Annotated in this window: 19 protein-coding genes; 6 read left to right on the top strand and 13 right to left on the bottom strand. The window is 68.7% G+C overall.

Annotated features, from left to right (window positions below; all coding sequences use genetic code 11):
• From FMQ63_RS21620 to FMQ63_RS21595, 6 genes are all read right to left on the bottom strand, one after another.
• Window positions 1–2,298 (bottom strand): response regulator (locus FMQ63_RS21620; RefSeq protein WP_141276706.1); only part of this gene is annotated, 2,298 nt, incomplete at its 3' end.
• Window positions 2,295–4,112, bottom strand: a complete 1,818-nt coding sequence (locus FMQ63_RS21615) for a methyl-accepting chemotaxis protein (protein ID WP_011555119.1) — start codon at window positions 4,110–4,112, stop codon at window positions 2,295–2,297. The genes FMQ63_RS21620 and FMQ63_RS21615, both read right to left, overlap by 4 nt.
• Entirely contained in the window at window positions 4,109–5,896 is a 1,788-nt protein-coding gene (locus FMQ63_RS21610) for a methyl-accepting chemotaxis protein (RefSeq protein ID WP_011555120.1), read from the bottom strand. Before FMQ63_RS21610 ends, FMQ63_RS21615 begins: the two co-directional genes overlap by 4 nt.
• Window positions 5,893–6,264: a hypothetical protein gene (locus tag FMQ63_RS21605; protein WP_011555121.1), complete on the bottom strand. Its 372-nt coding sequence runs from the start codon at window positions 6,262–6,264 to the stop codon at window positions 5,893–5,895. Before FMQ63_RS21605 ends, FMQ63_RS21610 begins: the two co-directional genes overlap by 4 nt.
• Window positions 6,265–6,267: 3 nt before the next feature.
• Window positions 6,268–6,702: a chemotaxis protein CheW gene (locus FMQ63_RS21600; protein ID WP_163884324.1), complete on the bottom strand. Its 435-nt coding sequence runs from the start codon at window positions 6,700–6,702 to the stop codon at window positions 6,268–6,270.
• A 22-nt stretch (window positions 6,703–6,724) separates the two neighbouring features.
• Window positions 6,725–7,474 carry an OmpA family protein gene (locus FMQ63_RS21595; RefSeq protein WP_011555123.1) on the bottom strand — a complete coding sequence of 250 codons (750 nt, stop codon included), beginning with the start codon at window positions 7,472–7,474 and terminating at the stop codon, window positions 6,725–6,727.
• 219 nt (window positions 7,475–7,693) lie between these two features.
• Here FMQ63_RS21595 and FMQ63_RS21590 point away from each other — a divergent pair, with 219 nt between their 5' ends.
• Both FMQ63_RS21590 and FMQ63_RS21585 read left to right on the top strand, forming a co-directional pair.
• Entirely contained in the window at window positions 7,694–9,190 is a 1,497-nt protein-coding gene (locus tag FMQ63_RS21590; RefSeq protein ID WP_011555124.1) for a sigma-54 dependent transcriptional regulator, read from the top strand.
• Between the two features lie 151 nt (window positions 9,191–9,341).
• The gene (locus tag FMQ63_RS21585; protein ID WP_011555125.1) at window positions 9,342–9,671 is read left to right on the top strand and encodes a helix-turn-helix domain-containing protein; all 330 of its coding nucleotides are present in this window, start codon (window positions 9,342–9,344) and stop codon (window positions 9,669–9,671) included.
• A gap of 82 nt (window positions 9,672–9,753) precedes the next feature.
• Here the strand turns inward: FMQ63_RS21585 and FMQ63_RS21580 are convergent, their stop codons facing one another.
• The 5 genes from FMQ63_RS21580 to FMQ63_RS21560 form a co-directional block, all read right to left on the bottom strand.
• Window positions 9,754–10,350: a hypothetical protein gene (locus tag FMQ63_RS21580; protein WP_141276703.1), complete on the bottom strand. Its 597-nt coding sequence runs from the start codon at window positions 10,348–10,350 to the stop codon at window positions 9,754–9,756.
• A 295-nt stretch (window positions 10,351–10,645) separates the two neighbouring features.
• Entirely contained in the window at window positions 10,646–12,058 is a 1,413-nt protein-coding gene (locus FMQ63_RS21575; protein ID WP_011555126.1) for an aminotransferase class V-fold PLP-dependent enzyme, read from the bottom strand.
• A 281-nt stretch (window positions 12,059–12,339) separates the two neighbouring features.
• A complete protein-coding gene (locus FMQ63_RS21570; protein ID WP_011555127.1) occupies window positions 12,340–13,182 on the bottom strand; it encodes a pesticin C-terminus-like muramidase in 843 nt (280 codons plus the stop codon).
• Window positions 13,183–13,281: 99 nt separating this feature from the next.
• Window positions 13,282–13,590 carry an AzlD domain-containing protein gene (locus tag FMQ63_RS21565; RefSeq protein WP_011555128.1) on the bottom strand — a complete coding sequence of 103 codons (309 nt, stop codon included), beginning with the start codon at window positions 13,588–13,590 and terminating at the stop codon, window positions 13,282–13,284.
• On the bottom strand, window positions 13,587–14,327 hold the full coding sequence (locus FMQ63_RS21560) for an AzlC family ABC transporter permease (RefSeq protein ID WP_225887919.1): 741 nt from the start codon (window positions 14,325–14,327) through the stop codon (window positions 13,587–13,589). Before FMQ63_RS21560 ends, FMQ63_RS21565 begins: the two co-directional genes overlap by 4 nt.
• Window positions 14,328–14,587: 260 nt before the next feature.
• Here FMQ63_RS21560 and FMQ63_RS21555 point away from each other — a divergent pair, with 260 nt between their 5' ends.
• Together FMQ63_RS21555 and FMQ63_RS21550 are read left to right on the top strand one after the other, a co-directional pair.
• Window positions 14,588–16,102 (top strand): Hsp70 family protein, encoded by a 1,515-nt coding sequence (locus FMQ63_RS21555; RefSeq protein WP_011555130.1) that lies wholly within the window; start codon window positions 14,588–14,590, stop codon window positions 16,100–16,102.
• A gap of 58 nt (window positions 16,103–16,160) precedes the next feature.
• Complete coding sequence (locus tag FMQ63_RS21550; protein WP_011555131.1) at window positions 16,161–16,550, top strand: DoxX family protein; 390 nt, start codon at window positions 16,161–16,163, stop codon at window positions 16,548–16,550.
• A 10-nt stretch (window positions 16,551–16,560) separates the two neighbouring features.
• Here FMQ63_RS21550 and FMQ63_RS21545 read toward each other — a convergent pair whose 3' ends face one another.
• Window positions 16,561–17,235, bottom strand: coding sequence for an SOS response-associated peptidase (locus FMQ63_RS21545; protein WP_011555132.1), 675 nt, complete (start codon window positions 17,233–17,235; stop codon window positions 16,561–16,563).
• 96 nt (window positions 17,236–17,331) lie between these two features.
• On the opposite strand from FMQ63_RS21545, the gene FMQ63_RS21540 reads away from it, so the two are divergent.
• Window positions 17,332–17,514: a hypothetical protein gene (locus FMQ63_RS21540; RefSeq protein WP_020478714.1), complete on the top strand. Its 183-nt coding sequence runs from the start codon at window positions 17,332–17,334 to the stop codon at window positions 17,512–17,514.
• 52 nt (window positions 17,515–17,566) lie between these two features.
• Window positions 17,567–18,307, top strand: a complete 741-nt coding sequence (locus FMQ63_RS38085; RefSeq protein ID WP_225909401.1) for a hypothetical protein — start codon at window positions 17,567–17,569, stop codon at window positions 18,305–18,307.
• 15 nt (window positions 18,308–18,322) lie between these two features.
• Here the strand turns inward: FMQ63_RS38085 and dgt are convergent, their stop codons facing one another.
• The gene (dgt, locus tag FMQ63_RS21530; RefSeq protein ID WP_011555134.1) at window positions 18,323–19,741 is read right to left on the bottom strand and encodes a dGTP triphosphohydrolase; all 1,419 of its coding nucleotides are present in this window, start codon (window positions 19,739–19,741) and stop codon (window positions 18,323–18,325) included.
• Window positions 19,742–19,818 lie beyond the last annotated feature (77 nt).

Below are 19,818 nucleotides of genomic sequence, written 5' to 3'. Positions count from 1 at the left end.
GTCCTCCTCCCCCCCACGGGTAGTGAGGATGACCACCGGGAGCCTCGAATGGACGGGGTGCCCCTTCAGGCGCCGGGCCAGCTCCAGGCCGTTCACCCCCGGCATCTCCAGGTCCGTGACGACCAGGTCCACGGGATGAGACTCCAGGACCTCCAGGGCCTCCGCGCCGTCCGAGGCGATGACAGTGTCGTACCCCACCGCCTCCAGCAGGTTGGCGATGAGCTCCCGGGTGAGGGGCGAGTCGTCCACCACCAGAATGCGGCGCCGCCGGGCCTCGGGACCGGGCTCCACCGATGGGGGTGGACGCGGCAAGGCATTGCCTTGGTGGGCGCTGGCGGTGAGGAAGGCCGCCGAGAGCACCATGGCCAGGCGCCCATCCGCCAGGGACGTGGCCCCGGTGAGGTGGCCGAAGCGACCCAGGATGCCCTTCAAGGGGAGGATGGCCTGGACCCGCTCCTCCAGGACGCGGTCCACCACCAGCGCCGCCGCGCCGCTCTGGCTCTTCACCACCAGGGCCAGCTCACCCTCGCGAGCGGGCCGCGGAGGCTCCAGCCCCAACAGTGACGACAGCGGGGCCAGCGGCAGGACCCGGCCTTCCACCAGGAGCGACGGGCGGCCGGCCACCTCGCATTGCTCCGCCGAGTCCACCTTCAGCGCCCGCGAGACATGGGTGGCGCTCAGGGCCAGCGTCTCCGTCCCCACCTGGATGAAGAGCAGCGGGGCCACGGTGAGGGAGACGGGGACGCGCAGCTCGAAGATGGTGCCCCAGCCCGGCGCAGACTCCACCCCGACGTCACCGCCCAGGGCCTGGATGGAGGTGCGCACCGCGTCCAACCCCACGCCCCGGCCCGACAGGTCGGTGACGACGTCCCGCGAGGTGAAGCCCGGCAGGAAGATGAGCTCGCGGGCCGCGGCGTCCGACAGGGCGTTGGCGGCGCTCTCGTCGAACAGCCCCCTGCGCACGGCCACCTTGCGGAGTTGGACGGGGTCCACGCCCATGCCGTCGTCCTCGACACGGAGGTTGATGCGGTTGCCCTCTCGAGCGGCACGCAGCGTGAGACAGCCACGCGGCTTCTTGTCCGCCGTGACGCGGTCCACCCGCGTCTCCAGTCCGTGGTCCAGGGCGTTGCGGACCAGGTGCATCAACGGCTCGCGAAGCGCCTCCACGACGGCGCGGTCGGCGCGAGTGTCCTCGCCGTCGACGACCAGCTCCACCTCCTTGCCCAGCGCGCGGGACAGGTCGCGCACCATGCGGGGGTAAGGCTCGAAGAGGACGGAGAGCGGCAGCATGCGCAGCGTCTGCACCTCCTCCACCAACATGCCCAGGTCGCGCAGCTCCGCATTGGAAAGCAGCTTCGACTCGCGGTGGAGGACCGCGGCCATCTCCTTGGCCGAGCCCAACCGTGCCGCCAACGCGGCGCCCGCGGGCCCCAGGTCTTCCGCCTCGCGGGCAAGCTGGCTCAGCTCACGGGCCAGGGCCAGGCGTCGGGCATTGGCCAGCTCCCGGCGACGCGCCACTTGCGTGAGGTTGGTGACGGCACTGGTGAGCAGGTCCAGGCTCTCCACGCCGATGCGCACCGCAGTGTCCGGACGTGACTCGGGCTGCCGGGGCGCCGTGAGGCCGTTGGAACCCTGCACCGTCGGAGCCGAGGAGGCCGCCCGGGCTCCCGCACCGGAGGACGCCTCGGCGCCAGAGGCTTGCGGAGAGACGAAGCTCGGCATCGCGCTCCGGCCCGGTGAAGGCACGTGAGGCCGGCTCCCCTCCGCGACGGGGATCGTCAACAGCCGCCCCGGAGAAGCCCCCGGGTTCGTCTGCACGGCGGAGTGGGGACCACCTTGGGCTCCTACGCGGCCAGCGGCCTCCGAAGTCGCGGGGGCTCCTTCTGCGGGCACGAGACGTCCAGGCGGCAGCCGCACCGACTCGGAGCGGACGCACTCCTGCAACCACGCGACGAGCCGCTCCACCGCGGGCGGCGGCTCATCGGCGGCCTGCGTCCCGGAGAACACGAGCACGGCGTCCGCCGTGGTCAGCAACGCATCCGTGGACGCGGGTGAGAGCGCGTAGCGCAAGGGCTCAGTGCAGCGGACCAGCTCCTCCATTTCGTGCACCAGCACGTTGACGTCATCGAAGCCCATCATCCGGGCTTCGCCCTTCAAGCCGTGCAGCTCTCGCAGCACGCCCCGCCCCGCCTCCGCGCTGGCGCCAGACTCCAGTTCCATCAAGGACCGGGTGATGCGCTCCAGGCGCACCGTCACCAGGTCCCGGAACTGCCTGAGCAGGCGCTCGCTCGGGGTCACCCGCCCTCCTCCCCCAGCGGCTCCTGGCCAATCTGGAAGCGCTCCACCACGCCCTGCAGGTCCCTGGCGAGCACGAGCAGGTCCGTGTTCGCCGTCGTCACCTGCTTGGTGGCGTTGAGGCTCTGCTGGGTGATGCGGAGGATGTCCGCCATCGTGTCGGCGAGTTGGTCGGTGCCCATCTGCTGCTGCTGCGTGGCCAGGGAGATGCTGCGCACCGCGTAGGACGTCTGCCCGGCCAGGTCGACAATCTGCCGCAGCGACTCGGACACCTGCTGCGCCAGCGTGGTGCCCGTCTCCACCGCACGCACGCCGCCCTCGGTGGCGGACACGGCCGCGGCGGAGGCTTCCCGCACCTCCTCGATGAGGCCCTCAATCTCCTTCGTGGACTCCAGCACGTTCTCCGCCAGCCGCCGCATCTCCGCGGCTACCAGCGAGAAGCCCCGGCCCACCTCACTGGCCTTGGTGCCCTCCAACTCGGCGTTGAGCGCCAGCAACTCCGACTTGTCGGCGACGCCGTTGATGAACTCGACGATCTTGCCAATCTGCTGCACGCGCTTGTTGAGCCGCACTACGGCGGAGGAGATGGCGCCGTTGTCCTGGCGCATACGCGCCATGGAGCCCAGGAAGGCCTCCGCGCTCCCCTGCCCCTGCTGCGCCGCGCCCAGCGTGCGCTGGGCAATCTCCGCCACCGAGCCCGCGTTCTCGGCGATCTGCCGCGCCGAACGCGCCAGCTCCTCCGTGGTGGCGCTCGTCTCGTCCAGCGAGCTGGCCTGCTCCGTCGCGCCCGCTTCGTAGCGTCCCGACGTGGTGAGAATCTCCTCCGTGGTCGCCGAAATCTGCGCGCCCGCGCGCTGCAACTGCGACATCACGTCCGCCAGATGCACGCGCATGGTGGTGAACGCCGCGGAGACGTCCCAGACCTCGTCCTCCGCGGGCACCACGCGCGGGCTGGCCAGGTCCCCCTCGGCGATGCGCTTCGCCTCGCGCGACAGCTCCCGGAGGGGCCGCCCCAGCATGGTGCCGCCCAGGTAGGCGGCCGTCAGCGCCAGCGCGAAGACGAGCAGCACCAGCCCTCCGCCCTGCGTCAGCGCCTCGACTCGAAGCTCCTGCGCCAACATCAGCTGACGGCTGACGTCCCGCTCCGCCATGAGCCGGGTGAAGATGTGGTTGCTCAGCGCCGACGCGAGCTGCGCGGACAGCACCGCGGGCGTCATCACCGCCACGAAGGCGAAGGCCGCCAGCCGCGCACGCAGCTCCGCGCGCCGGGGCATGGCCTCGATGAGCTGCGCGTGTGTCATACCCAGCTCCGCCAGCCACAGCACCACCTTGCGCGACCGAAGCACGACGAGGCAGTACACGAGCAGCGCGGTCAACGGCCCGAAGAGCAGGCCCAACGCGGCGATGCGAGCGGCCACCGCCAACTCCACGCCCACGCCCAGCCACATGCACGCGCCCAGCGTCAGGGTGGTGACCAGCCACAGTCCCAGCGAGCCCAGGAAGGCCTCGTCCGGCGCGCGCGTCACCTCCGCCACCGCCGACGCCAGCGTCTGCGGCGTGGTGGGCACATCCCCACGCTCCAGCCCGCGCAGGGTGCGCTGCCGTCCCAGGGACACAGCGGCCCCCGACACCAACGCCGTCGCGCAGAGCGCGCCGCCCAGGATGCCCATCAACCCCATCCGCCCCGCCAGCGGCTCGGCGAGGGTGAGCGAGGCGAAGCGCAGGCTGAGCGCCGCGCCCACCAGGTTGGCCAGCGGGACGGGCGCCATGAGGTGCCGGCTGAAGGAGGCCCGCCTGGGGCCCTTCTGCGCGCTCACGCGTCACCTCCCGGCCCGACGTGGAAGCGCTCCACCGCGTCTTTCAAATCACGCGCCAGGGTGGACAGGTCGGCGTTGGCCGCCGCCATTTGCTTGGTGGCCGCGAAGTTCTGCTCGGTGACGCGAAGGATGTCGCCCATGGCGGCCGCCAACTGGTCCGTTCCGGTCTGCTGCTGCTGCGTGGCCAGGGAGATGCTGCGCACCGCGTGGGACGTCTGCCGGGCCAGCTCCAGGATGAGGCTCAGGCTTTCGTCCACCTGCGCGGCCAGCACCGTGCCCGCGTCCGTCGTCTTCAGCCCCGCCTCGGTGGCCATGACCGCGGCGTGCGTCGCATCGCGAATCTCCGCGATGAGCTGCTCAATCGCCTTCGTGGAACGGATGACGTTCTCCGCCAGGCGCCGCATCTCCGCGGCCACCAATGAGAAGCCGCGGCCCACCTCGCCCGCCTTGGTGCCTTCCAACTCGGCGTTGAGCGCCAGCAGGTCGGACTTGTCGGCAATCTCGTTGATGAACTCCACCACCTTGCCAATCTGCTGCACGCGCTTGTTGAGCCGAACCACCGCGTCCGCGATGGCCTGGTTGTCCTCCTTCATGCGCTGCATCGCGCCCAGGAAGGCGGCGGCGCCTCGCTGTCCCGTCTGCGCGGCGGCGAAGGTCGTCTCGGCGATGGCGGACACCGACTCCGCATTGCCAGCAATCTGCTGCGCCGAGCGTGCCAGCTCCTCCGTGGTGGCGCTCGTCACGTTGAGCGACGCGGACTGCTCATCCGCGCCGGACTCCTGCTCACCGGACGTGGCCACCAACTGCTCAGTGGTAGTGGAAATCTGGAGGCCCGCGCGCCGCAGTTGTGCCAGCGCCTGCCCCAACTGCGTCTGCATCTGCGCGAAGGCGGCGGAGGTGGCCCACACCTCGTCCTCCGCGGCGATGATGCGCGGCGGGCGGAAATCGCCCTGGGCGATGCGCGTGGCGTCCTCGGTGATGGAGCGCAGCGGCTCGGCGATGACGGCGCCGCCCACATAGGCCGTCATCATCACCAGCACCGCGACCAATCCAGCCACCGCGAGCCCGCTCGTCTCACTGGCCCGTCCGGCCACGTCGCGCTGCACATGGGCCGGCGCACCCACCATCGCATCCACCGCGTCCATCGCCCGTGTCACCGACGCGTCGAGGATGAAGAAGGACGGGCTGAGCACAGCGATGGCGGTGAAGAGCACCATCCGCCGGCGGATGTGCAGGCGGCGAGGCGGCGCCGTGGCCACCACCTCCAGCGGGGACAAGCCCTGGGCCGCCACCAACTCCACCGCCTTGCGGGCGCGGCGAGCCACCATCAGGTAGACGAACAGCGCGCTCAGCGGCCCCAGGAACAGACCCATCAGCGCGAGCCGCATCCCCAGCATCCACGTCCCGCCCACCAGCGGAACGAAGACGAGCGCCACGCCCAACGAGGCCAACAGCCAGCACTGAAGGACGAAGGCGAAGCTCCGCTCCGGGAAGGAGCGCGCTTCCAGCAGCGCCTTGAGCAGGGCCTCGTGCGTGGACGGCAGCCGGCCTTCGCCCAGCGCGTACAGCACCCGCAGCGCGCGCCGCCCATGAACGCCGGTGAACCAGAGGGCCAGCGACAACGCCACGCCCACCAGCAGCAGGAAGGGCCCCCAGGTGCCCTCGGGCACCGTGCCGGTAAGCTGGCAGTGCAGCAGCACCAGCACCGTGCCCATGGAACTGCCCAACAACGCGGGACGCGCGGTCCACCGCGCCAGGCCCCTCATGCCCCCGGGCACCGTCATGCACCCTCCCCTGGATGCCCGCGCAGGAAGCGCTCGAAGTCCGCCAGTCCCACGAGGGGCCACAGCGCTCCTCGCGCCATCACGAAGCCCTGGAGGCTGCCCCCCGACGCGCGCACCGTCACCGGCGGCGCGGGCAGCACCCGGTGCGGCTCCGCGTCGATTTCCAGCGCATCCACGCCCACTGCCCCGCCCGAGGCGGACACCAGCACGCGGGCGGAACCCTCCGTCTCATGGAAGGCCCGGCGCGCGGAGGCCGCCGCGTGCCCGGAGGGCGACGCGATGGAGGCCACCTCGTGCGCATGGAAGGCGAGCCGGTGGGGACCGGCATGGCACAGGAGCATTCCCCGGACGTGGCCCGGCGGCTCCATGACTCAGGTCCCCTGACTGAGGTGGTCGAAGAGCCCTTCCGGGTCGATGACGGCCACGTCCCGGGGGCCGCTCTTGGCGGGGCCGCGCAGGTGGACGTGGACGCCCGTGGGGCCCAGGGGCTCCAGCGTGCCCGTCACCGGGGAGACGCCGGCCACCGTACTGGCCGTGAGGGCCAGGGTCCCACGCGGCAGGCGAACGAGCACCGCCCTTCGGGAACCCTGACTGACGCCGCCCACCAGCAGGCCCATGTCCACGACGGGGATGACTTCACCCCGATGCGCGAACACGCCCAGCAGGTGGGCTGGAGCGCCGGGCACCCGCGTGAGCTCGGGGAAGGTCACGACCTCCGCCGCGCTCTCCGCGGGTACCGCATACCAGCTACTGCCACAGGCGAAGACAAGATAGGACTGACGCGCTTCCGGCTCTTGGACGGCCATCACACGCGCAGCCTACCTCAGACTAGCGCTGGAACTCGACGCGGCGGTTCTCGGACCACGCGTCTTCGGACGAAGCGGAGTTCACCGGGCGGGTCTCACCATAACCCACCGTGCCCAGCTGGCTGGCCGGCACGCCCAGGTCCGTCAGGTAGCGCTTGACGGACGCCGCGCGGCGGTTGGAGAGCTGGAGGTTGTACTCCTCGGTGCCGCGCTCGTCGGCATGGCCCGCCAGGGTGACGCGGCCCGGAGCGGTCTTCATGCATTGAGCCAGGTCGGACAGGCGCTGCTGCGCGTCCGCGGACAGGCCGGACTCGTTGAAGCCGAACGGGACGGGGCTCCAGTCGCAGCGCTCCGCGGAGGCCGTCACGCACTGGCCAGCCTGGCACTCCTGGCCCTCGCCGCAGTCAGAGCTGGACGCGCAGGTGTTCTCGGGAACCTGGCAACGGCCGGACTCGCACTTGCCGCCGCCGGGGCACTGGGTGTCCTGCTGGCACTGGGCCTCGGCGCACTTGCCGGCCTCGCAGATGCGGCCGCTGCCACAAGCGCTGTCCGTGGTGCACTCAGGCGGCTTGGGGGCGCACTTGTTCGCCTGGCAGGTGAAACCCTCCTGGCAGTTGGCGTCGGTGGCGCACTCCTGGCACTGGCCCTGGACGCAAACTTCGCCCTTCTCCGCGCAGTGCTCGTCCTCGTTGCACTTCGGATAGGAAGGGGTGCAGCCGCCCATGATGGCGACGGCGAGGGAGAGCCCCGCCAAAAGGGAAATCTGACGCATTATTTCCTCCAGAATTCTGTAGTCGAAAACGCGCCCGCGCCCGCGGGGTGTAGTCGTTGGCGTGTAGTCTCACTGGAGGGGGTGAGTCAAAACATTTGTCCCGCGCAGGACACCCCACCCCATCGCCGAAACCCTTGAATCTCCAAATATTTTCCGTGAGATTGTCACGATTGACCCGCGTGTGGCGCGCCCCGTGGCACGCCTCGGGGAAAGCCCGCCATGCCCGCCTCTGTCCTCATCGTCGATGACGAGAAGAACATCCTCCTCACCCTGAGCCAGTCGCTCCAACTGGCGGGGTATCAGACGCACCTGGCAAACAGCGGGCAGGTGGCCCTGGATGTCGTCAGCGCCCGTCCCGTGGACGCGGTGCTGATGGACGTGAAGATGCCGGACATGGACGGCCTCACGGCCCTGGCGAAGCTGACCGAGCTGAAGCCGGAGCTGCCCGTCATCATGATGTCCGGGCACGGCACCATCGACACCGCGGTGAAGGCTACCCAGTTGGGGGCCAGGGATTTCCTGGAAAAGCCAATCGCCCGGGAGCGGCTGCTGGTGGCGCTGCGCAACGTGCTCAAGCACCAGGCGGCCATGGCGGAGCTCCAGGAGCTGCGGGCGCAGTTGGGCCGCTACGACATGGTCGGCAGTGGACCGGCCATGCAGCGCATCTTCTCGCTCATCCAGCGAACGGCGCCGTCCGAGGGCCGCGTGCTGATTACGGGTGAGAACGGCACGGGCAAGGAGCTCATCGCGCGGGCGCTGCACCAGCACTCGAAGCGCAAGGGGCAGCCCTTCGTGAAGCTCAACTGCGCCGCGGTGCCGCACGAGCTCATCGAGAGCGAGCTGTTCGGCCACGAGAAGGGCGCCTTCACCGGCGCGGTGAGCGTGCGGCGAGGCAAGTTCGAGCTGGCCCACGAGGGCACGCTCTTCCTGGACGAGATTGGCGACATGCCGCAGGCGATGCAGGCCAAGCTGCTGCGCGTGTTGCAGGAAGGCGAGTTGGAGCGCGTGGGCGGCGCGGAGACGCACAAGGTGGACGTGCGCGTCGTCGCGGCGACGAACAAGAACCTGGAGGCGGAGATTGCCGCCGGGCGCTTCCGCGAGGACCTCTACTACCGCATCAACGTGGTGCAGATTCATTCGCCTCCGCTGCGTGAGCGGCGCGAAGATTTGCCGGACCTCATCAAGACGTTCCTCGACGAGGCCTGCGCCAAGAATGGACGCCGGCCGTTGACGCTGTCCCCCGACGCGCTGGCGGTGATGAGCGCCTACGACTATCCCGGCAACGTGCGCGAGCTGCGCAACCTCGTGGAGCGGCTGGCCATCCTGTGTGAAGGCCCCATCGTCACCCGGACGGATGCGCTGGAGCTGTTGCCCCGGGGCCGGAACGTGCCGCCGCCCGCACCGGTGGAGACACCCGCGAGCCCCCTACCCCCTCCTTCTCCCGAGGCGGCCGTGGTCCTGGCGTCCAGTACGCCCGCGCCCGCCATCGCCGCCCCGGTGGCGACCGAGCCTCCCGCGCCCGTGGGCTTCCGGCCTCGCGCGGACCGGACGTTCCGCGAGCAGGTGGAAGACGCCGAGCGGGAAATCATCCAGCACGTGCTTTCCCATACACACGACAACGTGACGGAAGCCGCGCGATTGCTCGACCTGGAACGCGGTCACTTCTACAAAAAAATGAAGGCCCTGGGCTTGCGCCGCGGCAGCTCCGAGTCGTAACGCTGCGGATTCATTGTCCCTCCATGGTGGCTGCGCGTGTGTGGCGAGTACTACCGAGTCCCGTGTGCTCGCCGCGTGCTCAACTGAGAGAACCGAAACGGATGAGCTTCGGGGAGCGAGGTTGTTGAGTTCGTGAGGAGGTGCACTTCTCATGGCTTGGCAGCCTCGCCGGCCTTCCGCCGAGCAGCAGCAGGAGCGCGTCGCGCGTGAATTGAGGGTGTCCGAGGCCGCGATAAGCAAGTGGGCCGCGCGGCTGCGTTCGGGCGGACTGCGTGCGCTGCGTGCACGCCGACACCCGGGGCAACCTTCGCGATTGACGCCCACGCAATGGCAACAGGTGGCCACGATTCTGCGCGCAGGCACACTCGTAGCGGGCTTTCCCACCGAGCGCTGGATGCTGCGGCGTGTCGCGCAGGTCATCATGGTGCGCGGCTACGCGGCGGGCACCTACAACCTGACGCTGACGTACAGATTCCCGTAGGTCCGACTTCCACGGCGGGTGGCCCACTCCCTGGGGCCGCCCGTCGTGCCCGGGGTCCGGTCGTCGGGTCAGCCCCGGCGATTTAGTCAGTGAGCCAGGCGGTGTTTGGAGCGTTTGGGTATCCAGGCGCAGCGCTGATGCTGGCAATATTCTGCCATGCAGTGAATCCAACGTAGGGCGCAGGCGCGGTGTAGCATCGAGCTGGGATCAGGTCGCAGGTCGCCAGGTTGCCGGCATCAATGCCGGCGGACAGGCTCCTCACGGCTCCTGCCCAATAGCGCGGCGGGAATGAGATGAACGGCAGTTGAATCCTGCTCAGGTCCGCAAGACCGACAGAACTGGCTGGGTTTCGATAAAGGCAGAGCTTTGCCCCTGTATAGTTCGTGCCTGAGAAGAGCCATAGCGTGTTGCCATTGTTGCAGTCGATAATCAGGCTTGGAATCTGGGATGCCGTCCGGCCTTCGAGGGCGGCGATACGCTGGGCCTCCCGTGCTCTGGCCTGGGCCTGTAGTTCCGCTCGGGTGACATAGGAGGTGTGCTGCTCGAGCGTCCCGTCGTCGTTCACCCAGGCAACGGTCTGAGGGATGAGCTCCTCGTCGCTCGTCTGCGGTGCCTCGGCGCCACACCCCAGTGACAGACCAACCGCACAGATCAACATCCACGCACATGAGGACTTCATGTTGGCTCTCCTGTCTATGCTGACATGAATGGACGGGCAGGGAACGGACAGACCAAGCAGATTTTCTTGGAATCCGGAAGCTCTTACAAGTCCTGTATTTAGATGCACTCCGCTGGGGTGATGACTTTCTTCAGGCCCAGAGGCTGCCCGAGAGCCTCTGCCTGCCACTCGTCTGGGCCCTCGGCGGGGGACTCGCATGACGCAGCGACCGAATTTGGGGTAGGCACACCTGTCACGGCCCCTCCGCAGTGCTTGCGGCCCCCGTCCCGGTCGCGCGCAGCGTCACGGCCCCCCATCACAAACGCTTGTCATCGTACCAGGCATTCATCCCATCGACGGCCCGGTCCACATCAGCAATCGTGTTGTAGATGTGAGGGCACAGGCGGAACGTCTTGTCGTCCCCGGAGCCCGCGATGTGGTAGCGCGGGTCTTCGTAGAGCCAGTCGTACAGCGTCTTCTCCCGGTGCTCCTTCGGCGCCTCGACGCGCACCACGCCCCAACTGCGCGCCGGGTCGCTCGGCGTGACGAGCTTCCACCGGCTCCCCGTCTGCTGGAGCCGTGACATGAGGTGCTGGGCGAGTTGGGCGATCCGCTCGTAAGGTCTGCGCGGTTGCAGCGCCGTCCACATCTTCTGGGTGAGGTCTAGCGCGATGATGTTCACGTCGTCGCGCTGCCCGATGAGCTCGAACCTCAGCGCGTTCTCCGGCAGCTCCCGGTACGGCACGATGACGATGCGGTAGTCGTACCCGAAGATGCTCGGCATGAAGTTCCGGGCCTTCTCCTTGCGCATGAAGAGGATGCCCGTCTCCTTGGGCCCCAGGAACCACTTGTGGGCGCTGGAGACGAGGCTGTGGCAGTACGCGTTCGCCAGGTCAAGCGGGCGCGCGCCCCACGCCATCGTGCCATCGATGTGGACATGGCAGTTTGGCCGGTTCGTCTTCACGTGGGCCCAGATGGCGCGCATCACCGACTCGGGCATGCGGAAGCCATTGCTGTTGGCCGTCTCAGTGTACGTCACGAAGCGCGTGCGCTCGGTGATTCGATTGATGAAGGCCGTCGCGATGTCCGCCTCCGGGGCGTTCGTCGGGAAGGACACCTCCTCCACCTTGAAGGGCGTCGGGCCGCCGGGCCACTCGGCTCGCATTTTCCAGGCCTCGCGGTTGGTGGGATGGTTCTCCGCCCACATCACCACTGTGTCATTCCCGTCCGCGCTCCAGCCCCGGAAGCCGCAGTTGATGGCGTTGTTCGCCTCCGTGGCATTACGCACGATGGCGAGGTCGGTCGGGTCGCTCAGGCCCAGGCCGAAGGCCAGACTCTTGCGCGTCCGCTCCAACTGGAGCACCCGCTCGCCCTGCACGGTGCGCATCTGTTGCGAGACGTTGAGGTTGTATTCGAGGCGCAGCTCGTTGAGCGACTCGATGAGCGCCGTGGGCTCCGGGCAGAGGTTGGCGGCGTTCATCGGCGTGACGCGCTCGGAGGGCGCGACCGTCGCGAAGCCAAACTCCTGCTGGAAATCCGTCCAGAACGCCTCGTCGGTCTTCTTTGATGGGGCACGGACCGCCTCAAAGAAGCGGTTCAGCTTGTCAGTCAGCGCGCGTCCTCGCTCCTTGGAAAGGAGCCCCACGTCGGACAGTGACGTGATGAGGGGACGGCAATCGACGGACTCGGCCGCGCTGGCGGCCCCGTCGGAGTCGGGGGCTTTGAACATGGGGCGCTCCGGAAGGAGTGGGTCAGCCACCGTGCACCTGGTTCCGACTCCGGGACATCCCCCCGCAGGGCACCGCGCAGTCGGGGACCGGACACATGCCGGTCCCCCTCCCGAGTCTTGGTCCTCACACCGGAGCGTCGTAGGCCCGCCCGTCGAAGGACGGATGCGCACATCGAAGTGAAGTAATTCCTCACGGTCGAAGCGGCGCCCCTTCGGACGCAAAGAAGGCCCGAAGCCTCGGCGTCTCCGCCGCGCTCCGGGCCTTGTTGGCCGCAGCGGGATCAGCTCAGGGTCGCGATGCCCTCACCCAGCAGATCCGCCTCGCGGCCACGGCGCGACGGATAGCGGTCACCGAAGTCCTCCAGGTTGGCCTTCGCGTCGTCCCACCGCTGCTCCGTCACCTGCGCGAAGAAGTTGGGCGTGGCCGTCTTCAGCGAGCCGTACTGGAAGCCCACGGAGGCAATCACCGTCTGCATCTCCCGCGGCAGCTCCGCGAACTTCGGCCGGCTGCCACCGTCCGCGGCGTTCAGGCGCTCGACCTCGGTGTTGTACTCCTTGACCACGTTGTCCAGCGCCTCACCCTTCACGGCCCGGTCCAGCTCCTTGACCTCTTCCGCCGTCAGGTTCAGCGGGTTCTCCGCCAGGAAGTCCGCGGCGTCCTGGCCCTGCTTGCCCAGGTAGGGCTCCAGCTTCGTCTTCAGCGCGTCCGACAGCCCCAGCCGGTCCAAATCGTTCATGTCCCGGGCGCCCAGGTCCACGCCCGTGCCCACGGTAACGCCGCTCTTGCTCCCCGTGGCGTCCGGGACATAGCCATCCTGTACCGCCCGGCCTTCCTGCTCGGCGATGAAGTCCCAGTCGACATCCGGCTCCGTCGCGGCGGCAACTCCGTCCTCCGCGGCCACGGCCTGGGCCTCGACCGCCGGTTGCGACTGCTTCGCCGCGTGGGCGGGCCGCGAATCCCAGCCGTCCTTCACCGAATAGCCCTTGGCCTTGTTCTGCTCGGGCTGCCGCGCGTCCTCGCGCCGGTTCGTCTCATTCCGGAGGCCGCGGGCGGCGTCCCCTCCCGACACGCGCGATTCCCGCTGGGAGCTTCTTGAAGACGAAGAGCGATCGATTCCAGTCATGGCAAGTCCTCACTGAGTCCGGGGAAATTCGACTAACAGTGCGGAGCCTGCCACCCACATCACCCTTCATCAAGCCGCAGTGCGTGATTTAGCCAGAATTCAACCTACACCCGCCATTCGTAACAAAGCTGTAACACCCGCCGCCCCCACCACCACGACGACGAAGGGCAGCCTCCGCCACGCCAGCACGGCGCCAGCGAGCACCCCCGCCGGACGTGCCCAGCCCGAGAAGCCCCCGTTCGACGTCAGCGTGGCCGTGGCCACCAGCGCGGTGAGCAGCGCAATCGCGGAGAGGGACAGCAGGCCCTGGACCCGCGCGGACACCTGCATGCGCTGGCTCAGCAGCGGGCCCGCGAGCCGGAAGGCATAGGTGCCCGCCGCCAGAACCAGGATGGGGAGCAGCGTCATCGCAGCACCAGCCCGAGCGCCAGCAGCGAGAGCAGCACGGGAACCCCTGTGGGAAGAATCGGCGTGGTGGCGAGCGCGATGAGCGCCGCGCCCCCCGCCACCCAGCGCGCCCGGGCAGCCGCCGCGCGGGCTTCGTGGGCGCGTGCTGTCTCGACCTCCCCCTCCGCGGTACCGGGCTCGGCGTTCGGAGGCTTGGCGGGGGCGGTCAGCGACGGCAGCAGCAGCGCCAGCAACCCGGCGGGAAACGCGGCATCGAGCCCCATCGCCTCCGGGCTGCCCAGCGCCGTTCCCGCCAGGGCGCCGACGAGGACGCCCACATTCCAGGCCACGAACAGCGCCCCACCGCACAGCCAGTACGCCGCCTTCCGACGCTCCGGCGTGGACTGCGCGAGCGCGAACGCCACGGACTCGTCCACCATCAAGTGCGTGCCAATCAGCCGCACGAGCCAGTGCCTTCCAAGCACGTCCGAAATCACCAGACCGAACGGCAGGTGCCTCGCGTTGAGCAGCAGCCCCGCGATGACCGCGGCCACGGGACTGCCACCGCCCGCCACCACCCCCACGGCCATGAACTGCGAACCGCCCGCGAAGACGAACACGGACATGGCCGACGCGACCCACACCGACAATCCCGACGCCACCGAGATGGCACCGAACGAAGCCCCGATGACGCTAGAGGCGGCGGCAATCGCCGCGACATCCCGAACCAGACTTCGATCCACATGCCCCATGGCCATGGCGCGCATCCATGAAACGAAGGCACGGGCCGGTCAACGACGAACACCGGCGCGGACCTCGAGGCCCCTGCCTTCGAGCCGGCAAGCCCCCGCGTACGCGCTGCGCCCACCCAACGGTACATTTCTACTGCCCGTCGCCTCCCACCGCCGCCTCGGAGTGAAGCGAAGAGCAACCGGGCTTCAAGTGACCCACCCACGCTGTACTCGACGATATTTTCAGGGGCTGAACGTGCCCACGGGACGTGGGAGAGTCAGCGGTGATGAGTACGGGCTCCATCCTTGGCATCGACTTCGGGACCACCAACACCGCCGCGGCCTTCTTCGACAAGGCCGGCAAGCTTCGTGTCGTTCCGGTGACGGACAAGAGCGTCACGCTGCCCTCCGTCGTCTGGTTCCACGCGGCGGACAAGGCCATCGTTGGCCACGCCGCGCGCCGGCAAATCATTGACGACCCTCGCCACACCGTCTTCGGCGCCAAGCGCTTCCTGGGCCGCCGCTTCCAGTCCGAGTACGTCACCCAGCACAAGGACAAGTACGCCTTCGGGCTCGTCGAGGCCGAGGACGGCTACACGGCCGTGACGATGTACGGGAAGCAGACGTCGCTGACGGACGTGGCGCACCTCATCATCAAGCAGATTCACACGTTGGCGAACCACGCCGCCGGCACGCCCTTCCGCGAGTGCGTGCTCACCGTGCCCGCGCACGCCAGCAGTCGCCAGCGCGCGGCGGTGCGCCATGCCGCGGAGCAGGCCGGCCTCCAGGTGCGCGCCATCATCAACGAGCCCACCGCCGCCGCGCTCTACTACGCCAACCTGCGCAACCCCGAGCAGACGGTGATGGTGTTCGACCTGGGCGGCGGCACCTTCGACGCCACCCTGCTCGCGGTGCAGAACAAGGTGGTGAAGGTGCTGGCCACCGGCGGTGATGCCTTCCTGGGCGGCGCCAACTTCGACGAGCGCATCGTGGAGATGCTGGTGAACGACTTCCAGCAGAAGCACGGCATCGACCTGCGCGGGAACAAGGTGGTGATGCAGCGGCTCGTCTTCGCCGCTGAGTCCGCGAAGATGGCGCTGAGCCAGCGCGACGCCACGGTGCTCCGCGTGCCGTGCATCGCCCAGAAGGACGGCGGCTTCATCGACTTCGACTACACGCTCACCCGCAAGCGCCTGGAGGAGATGGCCTTCCAGCTCATCGAGCGCACCGCATCCGCCTGCGACGACGTGCTAGAGCGCGCGAAGCTGAAGGCAGACCAGATTGACGAGCTGGTCCTCGTCGGCGGCCAGACGCGCATGCCCGCCATCCGCCAGCGCTTCTCCCACTTCAAGCGCATGTCCTCCGACAAGGAGGTCAACCCGGAGCTCGGCGTCGCGGTGGGCGCGGCCATCCTCGGCCGGAACCTGGCGCGCGGCATCACCGGCCTGGCGGACGTGGTGCCCATGCCCATCAGCATCATGGTCCCCGGCGGCGCGCAGCACGAGGTCATCCCCGCCAACACCCCCGTGCCCGCGACGAAGTCCGTGACGATGGAGCTGCCGATGATTCCCGGGCCGCTCTCCATCGCCCTCTTCGAGGCGCTGGACACCACCACCGTGGACCGCGAGCTGCTGGGCACCGTCCGCGTCGAGTTGGACTGGCGCACCACCTACAAGGGCCCCACCACGCTGGAGCTCCGCATGGGTCAGGACTTCGTCCTCAGCGCCGCGCTCGTCTCCCCTCAGGGCGCCCGGCATCCGCTGGCCATCAGCGACATGCGCGCACCCAAGCGCTCCGCGTAACGCAGCGTGACGCACGTCGCCGTGCGAAGATGCTCGGGCAACCTGGGAGGTACACAGCATGGTGGGTAAGTCCGCGGTGGGTTTGACGTTGATCCGCGTGGTGTTCGGTCTCTCGTTGGCGCTGGGGCACGGCCTGCCCAAGCTCACCGGCGACATGAGCAAGTTCGCGGCGGGCGTGGCGCAGCTCGGATTCCCGTTTCCGACGTTCTTCGCCTGGTGCGCCACGTTGGCTGAGTTCCTGGGCGGGCTGCTGGTGGCCGTGGGCCTCTTCACGCGTCCGGCGGCGGCAATGGCGGGCTTCACCATGGCAGTGGCCCTCTACCGGCACCGCGCGGACCCCTTCGGCCGCATGGAAATGGCGCTGCTCTACCTCGCCGTCATGGCCGGAATCGCGCTCATCGGCGCGGGGCCGTGGAGCCTCGACGCGAAGGTCCGCCGTCGCGCCTGAGTCACGCGAATCAGGCGGCCACGCGTTCCACACACTCCGGGGTGTCGTTGGCAGGGGAGTTCACCACGCGCGACACCTCGTAGACGTCCAGCGCCTCCTCGGCGCAGGGCACCAGCAGCGGGAGCAGCACCGAGGACTCCTGCGGCTCCGGACGCAGCCACACCTCCTGGGCCTCCGGCTCGAGGATGACGGGCATCCGGTCATGGATGGGCGCCATCAGCGCGTTGGGCCCGATGGTGATGAGGGTGCAGGTGTTGAGCACCTCGCCCGTGTCGGGCGCGGTCCACTCTTCCCACAGCCCCGCGAGCGTCAGGAGCTGCCCGTCCTTGCGGTGGAAGTAGTACGGCGTCTTCGGCTTCGTGGACTGCTTCCACTCGTACCAGCCATCCACCACGACGAGGCAACGGCGCCGCTTGAGCGCGGAGCGGAAGCTGGGCTTCTCCGCCACTGTCTCGCCCCGTGCGTTGATGAGCTTGTTGCCAATGGCGGGGTCCTTCGCCCACGACGGGACGAGCCCCCAGCGGAAGGCATCCAGCATCCGCGCGCCATCGTTGGTCACCACGGGCATCAACTGCGTGGGACAGAGATTGAAGCGCGGGCGTTCCACCGCGGTACGGATGCCCGCGAGGCCCAGCCCGGTGACAATCTGCTCAGGAGAAGTTCGGACGGTGACACGGCCACACATGGGCAGGAAGTATCGCCCTGGCTGGCCGAATGCCCAAGAAGACGCCTTGCCAGTGCAGCCAAACAGGCGGGGGGCCGCTGCGGTAGCATGGACAGTATGAGCGACGGCCCCAAGAAGAGCCCGAAGGTGTTTGGCGTTCCGGTGAAGATCGACCCGTACACGTCGGTCCGGCCCGAGCACCCCACCGGCGAGTTCGGCATGCCGAGCGCGAAGAAGAAGGATGACAAGCCCTTCGACCCCTTCGCCGTCGTCATCGAGTCACCAAAAGGCGGCGGCTGAGCGACGGAATCCGGAGCGTGCCGCCTGTCTGCTGGACTACAACGGGCGGGCCATGAACCGGACTGCTCTGCTTTCTCTCTGTGTCGCCGCCTCGCTCGTCGCCTGCACCGAGCGAACCTCGAGCCCCGCCGCCGGAGTCGACTCCGGTATCGCCGCCGCGCCTGTCGCGCCTGCCACACCGGGCAAGGGACAGACACCCTCCCCCGCTCCGAACACAGAGCCCCAGGGGGCGGGCAGCCCGGATGCTGCGGTGCCGGGCTCGGCAACGGCCGAAGCGGCCAACGCCGATTCGGGCGTCGGCGAGTACACGGGAGCGCCGGCCGCGGAGAAGGGCACCTGCTCAGCGGCGAGCTTGTCTCCGCGCGCAGCACCGGCTTCCCCGGCGCTGCCAGCGCCCGTGGAGTCGATGCGTCAGCGCATCATCGCCGCGGCGGTGGCCTGTGATTACACGGCGCTCAATACCCTGGCCGACGAGAACGGCAAGGCCGTGCGGTTCACCTTCGGCGACGGCACCGACGCGGGAGAGTACTGGCGTGCAGCGGAGAAGCTGGGCAACCCGGAGCTGGCCCGCATCGTCAAGGTCCTGAACCTGCCCTACGCGAAGCAGGACAATCTCTACTTCTGGCCGGCCGTCCACGTCACCGGCGCGACATCCGACAAGGATTGGGGCGCGCTCAAGGGCGTCTACCCGGACGAGGAAATCGCGGGGATGAAGGACCAGGGCAGCTACCTCGGCCTGCGCGTGGGCATCACCCCCGAAGGTGACTGGCAAATTGCAGTCGCGGGGGACTGAGGCACGCCACGCGAATCACGTCGGCAGCTTGATGCCTGACAGCCGTTGGAACAGCTCCACGGCGAAGCCGTCCGTCATGCCGGAGATGTAGTCCGTCACACACAGCAGCCGCTGGTATTTCGACAGACGGGCCACCGCCTCGGTGATGGCTTCGTCCCGGGACGCGGGCTCTTCCGCCATGTCCCGGACGTGTTCCGGACGCTGGAAGAGGTCCAGTGGCAGCAATTGCCGCAGTTTCTTCTCCTCGCGGTTCGGCGTGTCGGTGACGACCGCCATCGCGAACATGTCCAGCAATCCGCCCAGCGTCTTGAAGCCCGCGCTCTCAATCTGGAGCACGCGCTCGCTCTCATAGCCGTAGCGCCGCGTGAGGTTGCGGATGGCCTTCAGCGGCTTCGCCACGTCGTCCCGCGCGGAGGCCAATGGCGTCTCCCACTTCCCGTCCTCCATCGCCTCCACGTTCTCCAGGAACACCTTCACGGAGGCCTGGATGAGCTCGCCAATGGCCCGCGCTCGCGCCTGCGCAAGCCGCGTCTCCGGATGCGACGGTGGCGGACGCACCGGCCCCTTCACCAGCTTGGGCAACACCGCGTCCAGCAACTCACACGCATCCTTGATGGGAATCAGCCCCAGCTTCGCCGAGTCCTCCAGGTCGATGACCGCGTAGCAGATGTCATCCGCCGCCTCGACGAGGAACGCCAGCGGGTGCCGGGAGAACACGCCAGCCTCCCGCTCCACCAGGCCCACAGCGCGGTACGCCTCCAGCGCCAGGGCCTCGTCGTCCTGGAAGTAACCGAACTTCTTCTCAGACACGCGCCCCTTGTCCCGCTCACGCCCGCCCGGCAGCACCGACGCACGCGGGTACTTGCTCATCGCCCCCAATGTCGCCGCCGTGTAGCGCAGGCCGCCCCGCCGCTCGCGCGACTGAAGCCGGTTGAGGATTCGGAAGCCCTGCGCGTTGCCCTCGAAGGCCTCCAGGTCCTGCCACTGCTCCACCGTCTCGAAGGGGCTCTTCCGCCCATCCACCTCGGCACCGGGCCGCGCCAGCCGCTGTGACACCCAATGCTGGATGGCCGCCTCGCCGGAGTGGCCGAAGGGCGGATTGCCAATGTCATGCGCCAGGCACGCCGCCGCGACGATGGTGCCCAGGTGCGAGGGATTCACCATGACGTCGCGCGCCCGCAGTCCCCGTCCCGCCAGATTCCCCAGCGAGCGCCCGACACAGGAAGCCTCGATGCTGTGCGTCAGCCGCGTGCGCGTGTAGTCGCTCGTGGACAGCGGAAACACCTGCGTCTTGTCGTGCAGGCAACGGAACTCCGCGGAGAAGACGATGCGGTCATAGTCCCGGTCGTAGTCGGTCCGCTCGTCCTGGAGCAGCGCGTCCATGTCACTCAGGACGGGCGCCGGCTCCTCCACCGGCTTCTTCTCCGAGCCCACCCGGTAACCTGAAAGAAGCCGCCGCCAACGCTCCGTTCGACTGCTGCTGCTCACGCCTGCCTCGCTGTGCGAAGGGA

This window comes from Myxococcus sp. CA005 (genome assembly GCF_006518205.1).
GTDB classification, from domain to species: domain Bacteria; phylum Myxococcota; class Myxococcia; order Myxococcales; family Myxococcaceae; genus Myxococcus; species Myxococcus xanthus.
The sequence above is the reverse complement of the archived record's forward strand: the minus strand, read 5'-3'. Positions and strand labels throughout refer to the sequence as shown.

Bases quoted from the DNA above. Each gene is read 5' to 3' on its own strand.
- FMQ63_RS21610 (WP_011555120.1), bottom strand. From the start codon at position 5,896: ATGACGGTGCCCGGGGGCATGAGGGGCCTGGCGCGGTGGACCGCGCGT.
- FMQ63_RS21605 (WP_011555121.1), bottom strand. From the start codon at position 6,264: ATGGAGCCGCCGGGCCACGTCCGGGGAATGCTCCTGTGCCATGCCGGT.
- FMQ63_RS21600 (WP_163884324.1), bottom strand. From the start codon at position 6,702: ATGGCCGTCCAAGAGCCGGAAGCGCGTCAGTCCTATCTTGTCTTCGCC.
- FMQ63_RS21595 (WP_011555123.1), bottom strand. From the start codon at position 7,474: ATGCGTCAGATTTCCCTTTTGGCGGGGCTCTCCCTCGCCGTCGCCATC.
- FMQ63_RS21590 (WP_011555124.1), top strand. From the start codon at position 7,694: ATGCCCGCCTCTGTCCTCATCGTCGATGACGAGAAGAACATCCTCCTC.
- FMQ63_RS21585 (WP_011555125.1), top strand. From the start codon at position 9,342: ATGGCTTGGCAGCCTCGCCGGCCTTCCGCCGAGCAGCAGCAGGAGCGC.
- FMQ63_RS21580 (WP_141276703.1), bottom strand. From the start codon at position 10,350: ATGAAGTCCTCATGTGCGTGGATGTTGATCTGTGCGGTTGGTCTGTCA.
- FMQ63_RS21575 (WP_011555126.1), bottom strand. From the start codon at position 12,058: ATGTTCAAAGCCCCCGACTCCGACGGGGCCGCCAGCGCGGCCGAGTCC.
- FMQ63_RS21570 (WP_011555127.1), bottom strand. From the start codon at position 13,182: ATGACTGGAATCGATCGCTCTTCGTCTTCAAGAAGCTCCCAGCGGGAA.
- FMQ63_RS21565 (WP_011555128.1), bottom strand. From the start codon at position 13,590: ATGACGCTGCTCCCCATCCTGGTTCTGGCGGCGGGCACCTATGCCTTC.
- FMQ63_RS21560 (WP_225887919.1), bottom strand. From the start codon at position 14,327: ATGGCCATGGGGCATGTGGATCGAAGTCTGGTTCGGGATGTCGCGGCG.
- FMQ63_RS21555 (WP_011555130.1), top strand. From the start codon at position 14,588: ATGAGTACGGGCTCCATCCTTGGCATCGACTTCGGGACCACCAACACC.
- FMQ63_RS21550 (WP_011555131.1), top strand. From the start codon at position 16,161: ATGGTGGGTAAGTCCGCGGTGGGTTTGACGTTGATCCGCGTGGTGTTC.
- FMQ63_RS21545 (WP_011555132.1), bottom strand. From the start codon at position 17,235: ATGTGTGGCCGTGTCACCGTCCGAACTTCTCCTGAGCAGATTGTCACC.
- FMQ63_RS21540 (WP_020478714.1), top strand. From the start codon at position 17,332: ATGAGCGACGGCCCCAAGAAGAGCCCGAAGGTGTTTGGCGTTCCGGTG.
- FMQ63_RS38085 (WP_225909401.1), top strand. From the start codon at position 17,567: ATGAACCGGACTGCTCTGCTTTCTCTCTGTGTCGCCGCCTCGCTCGTC.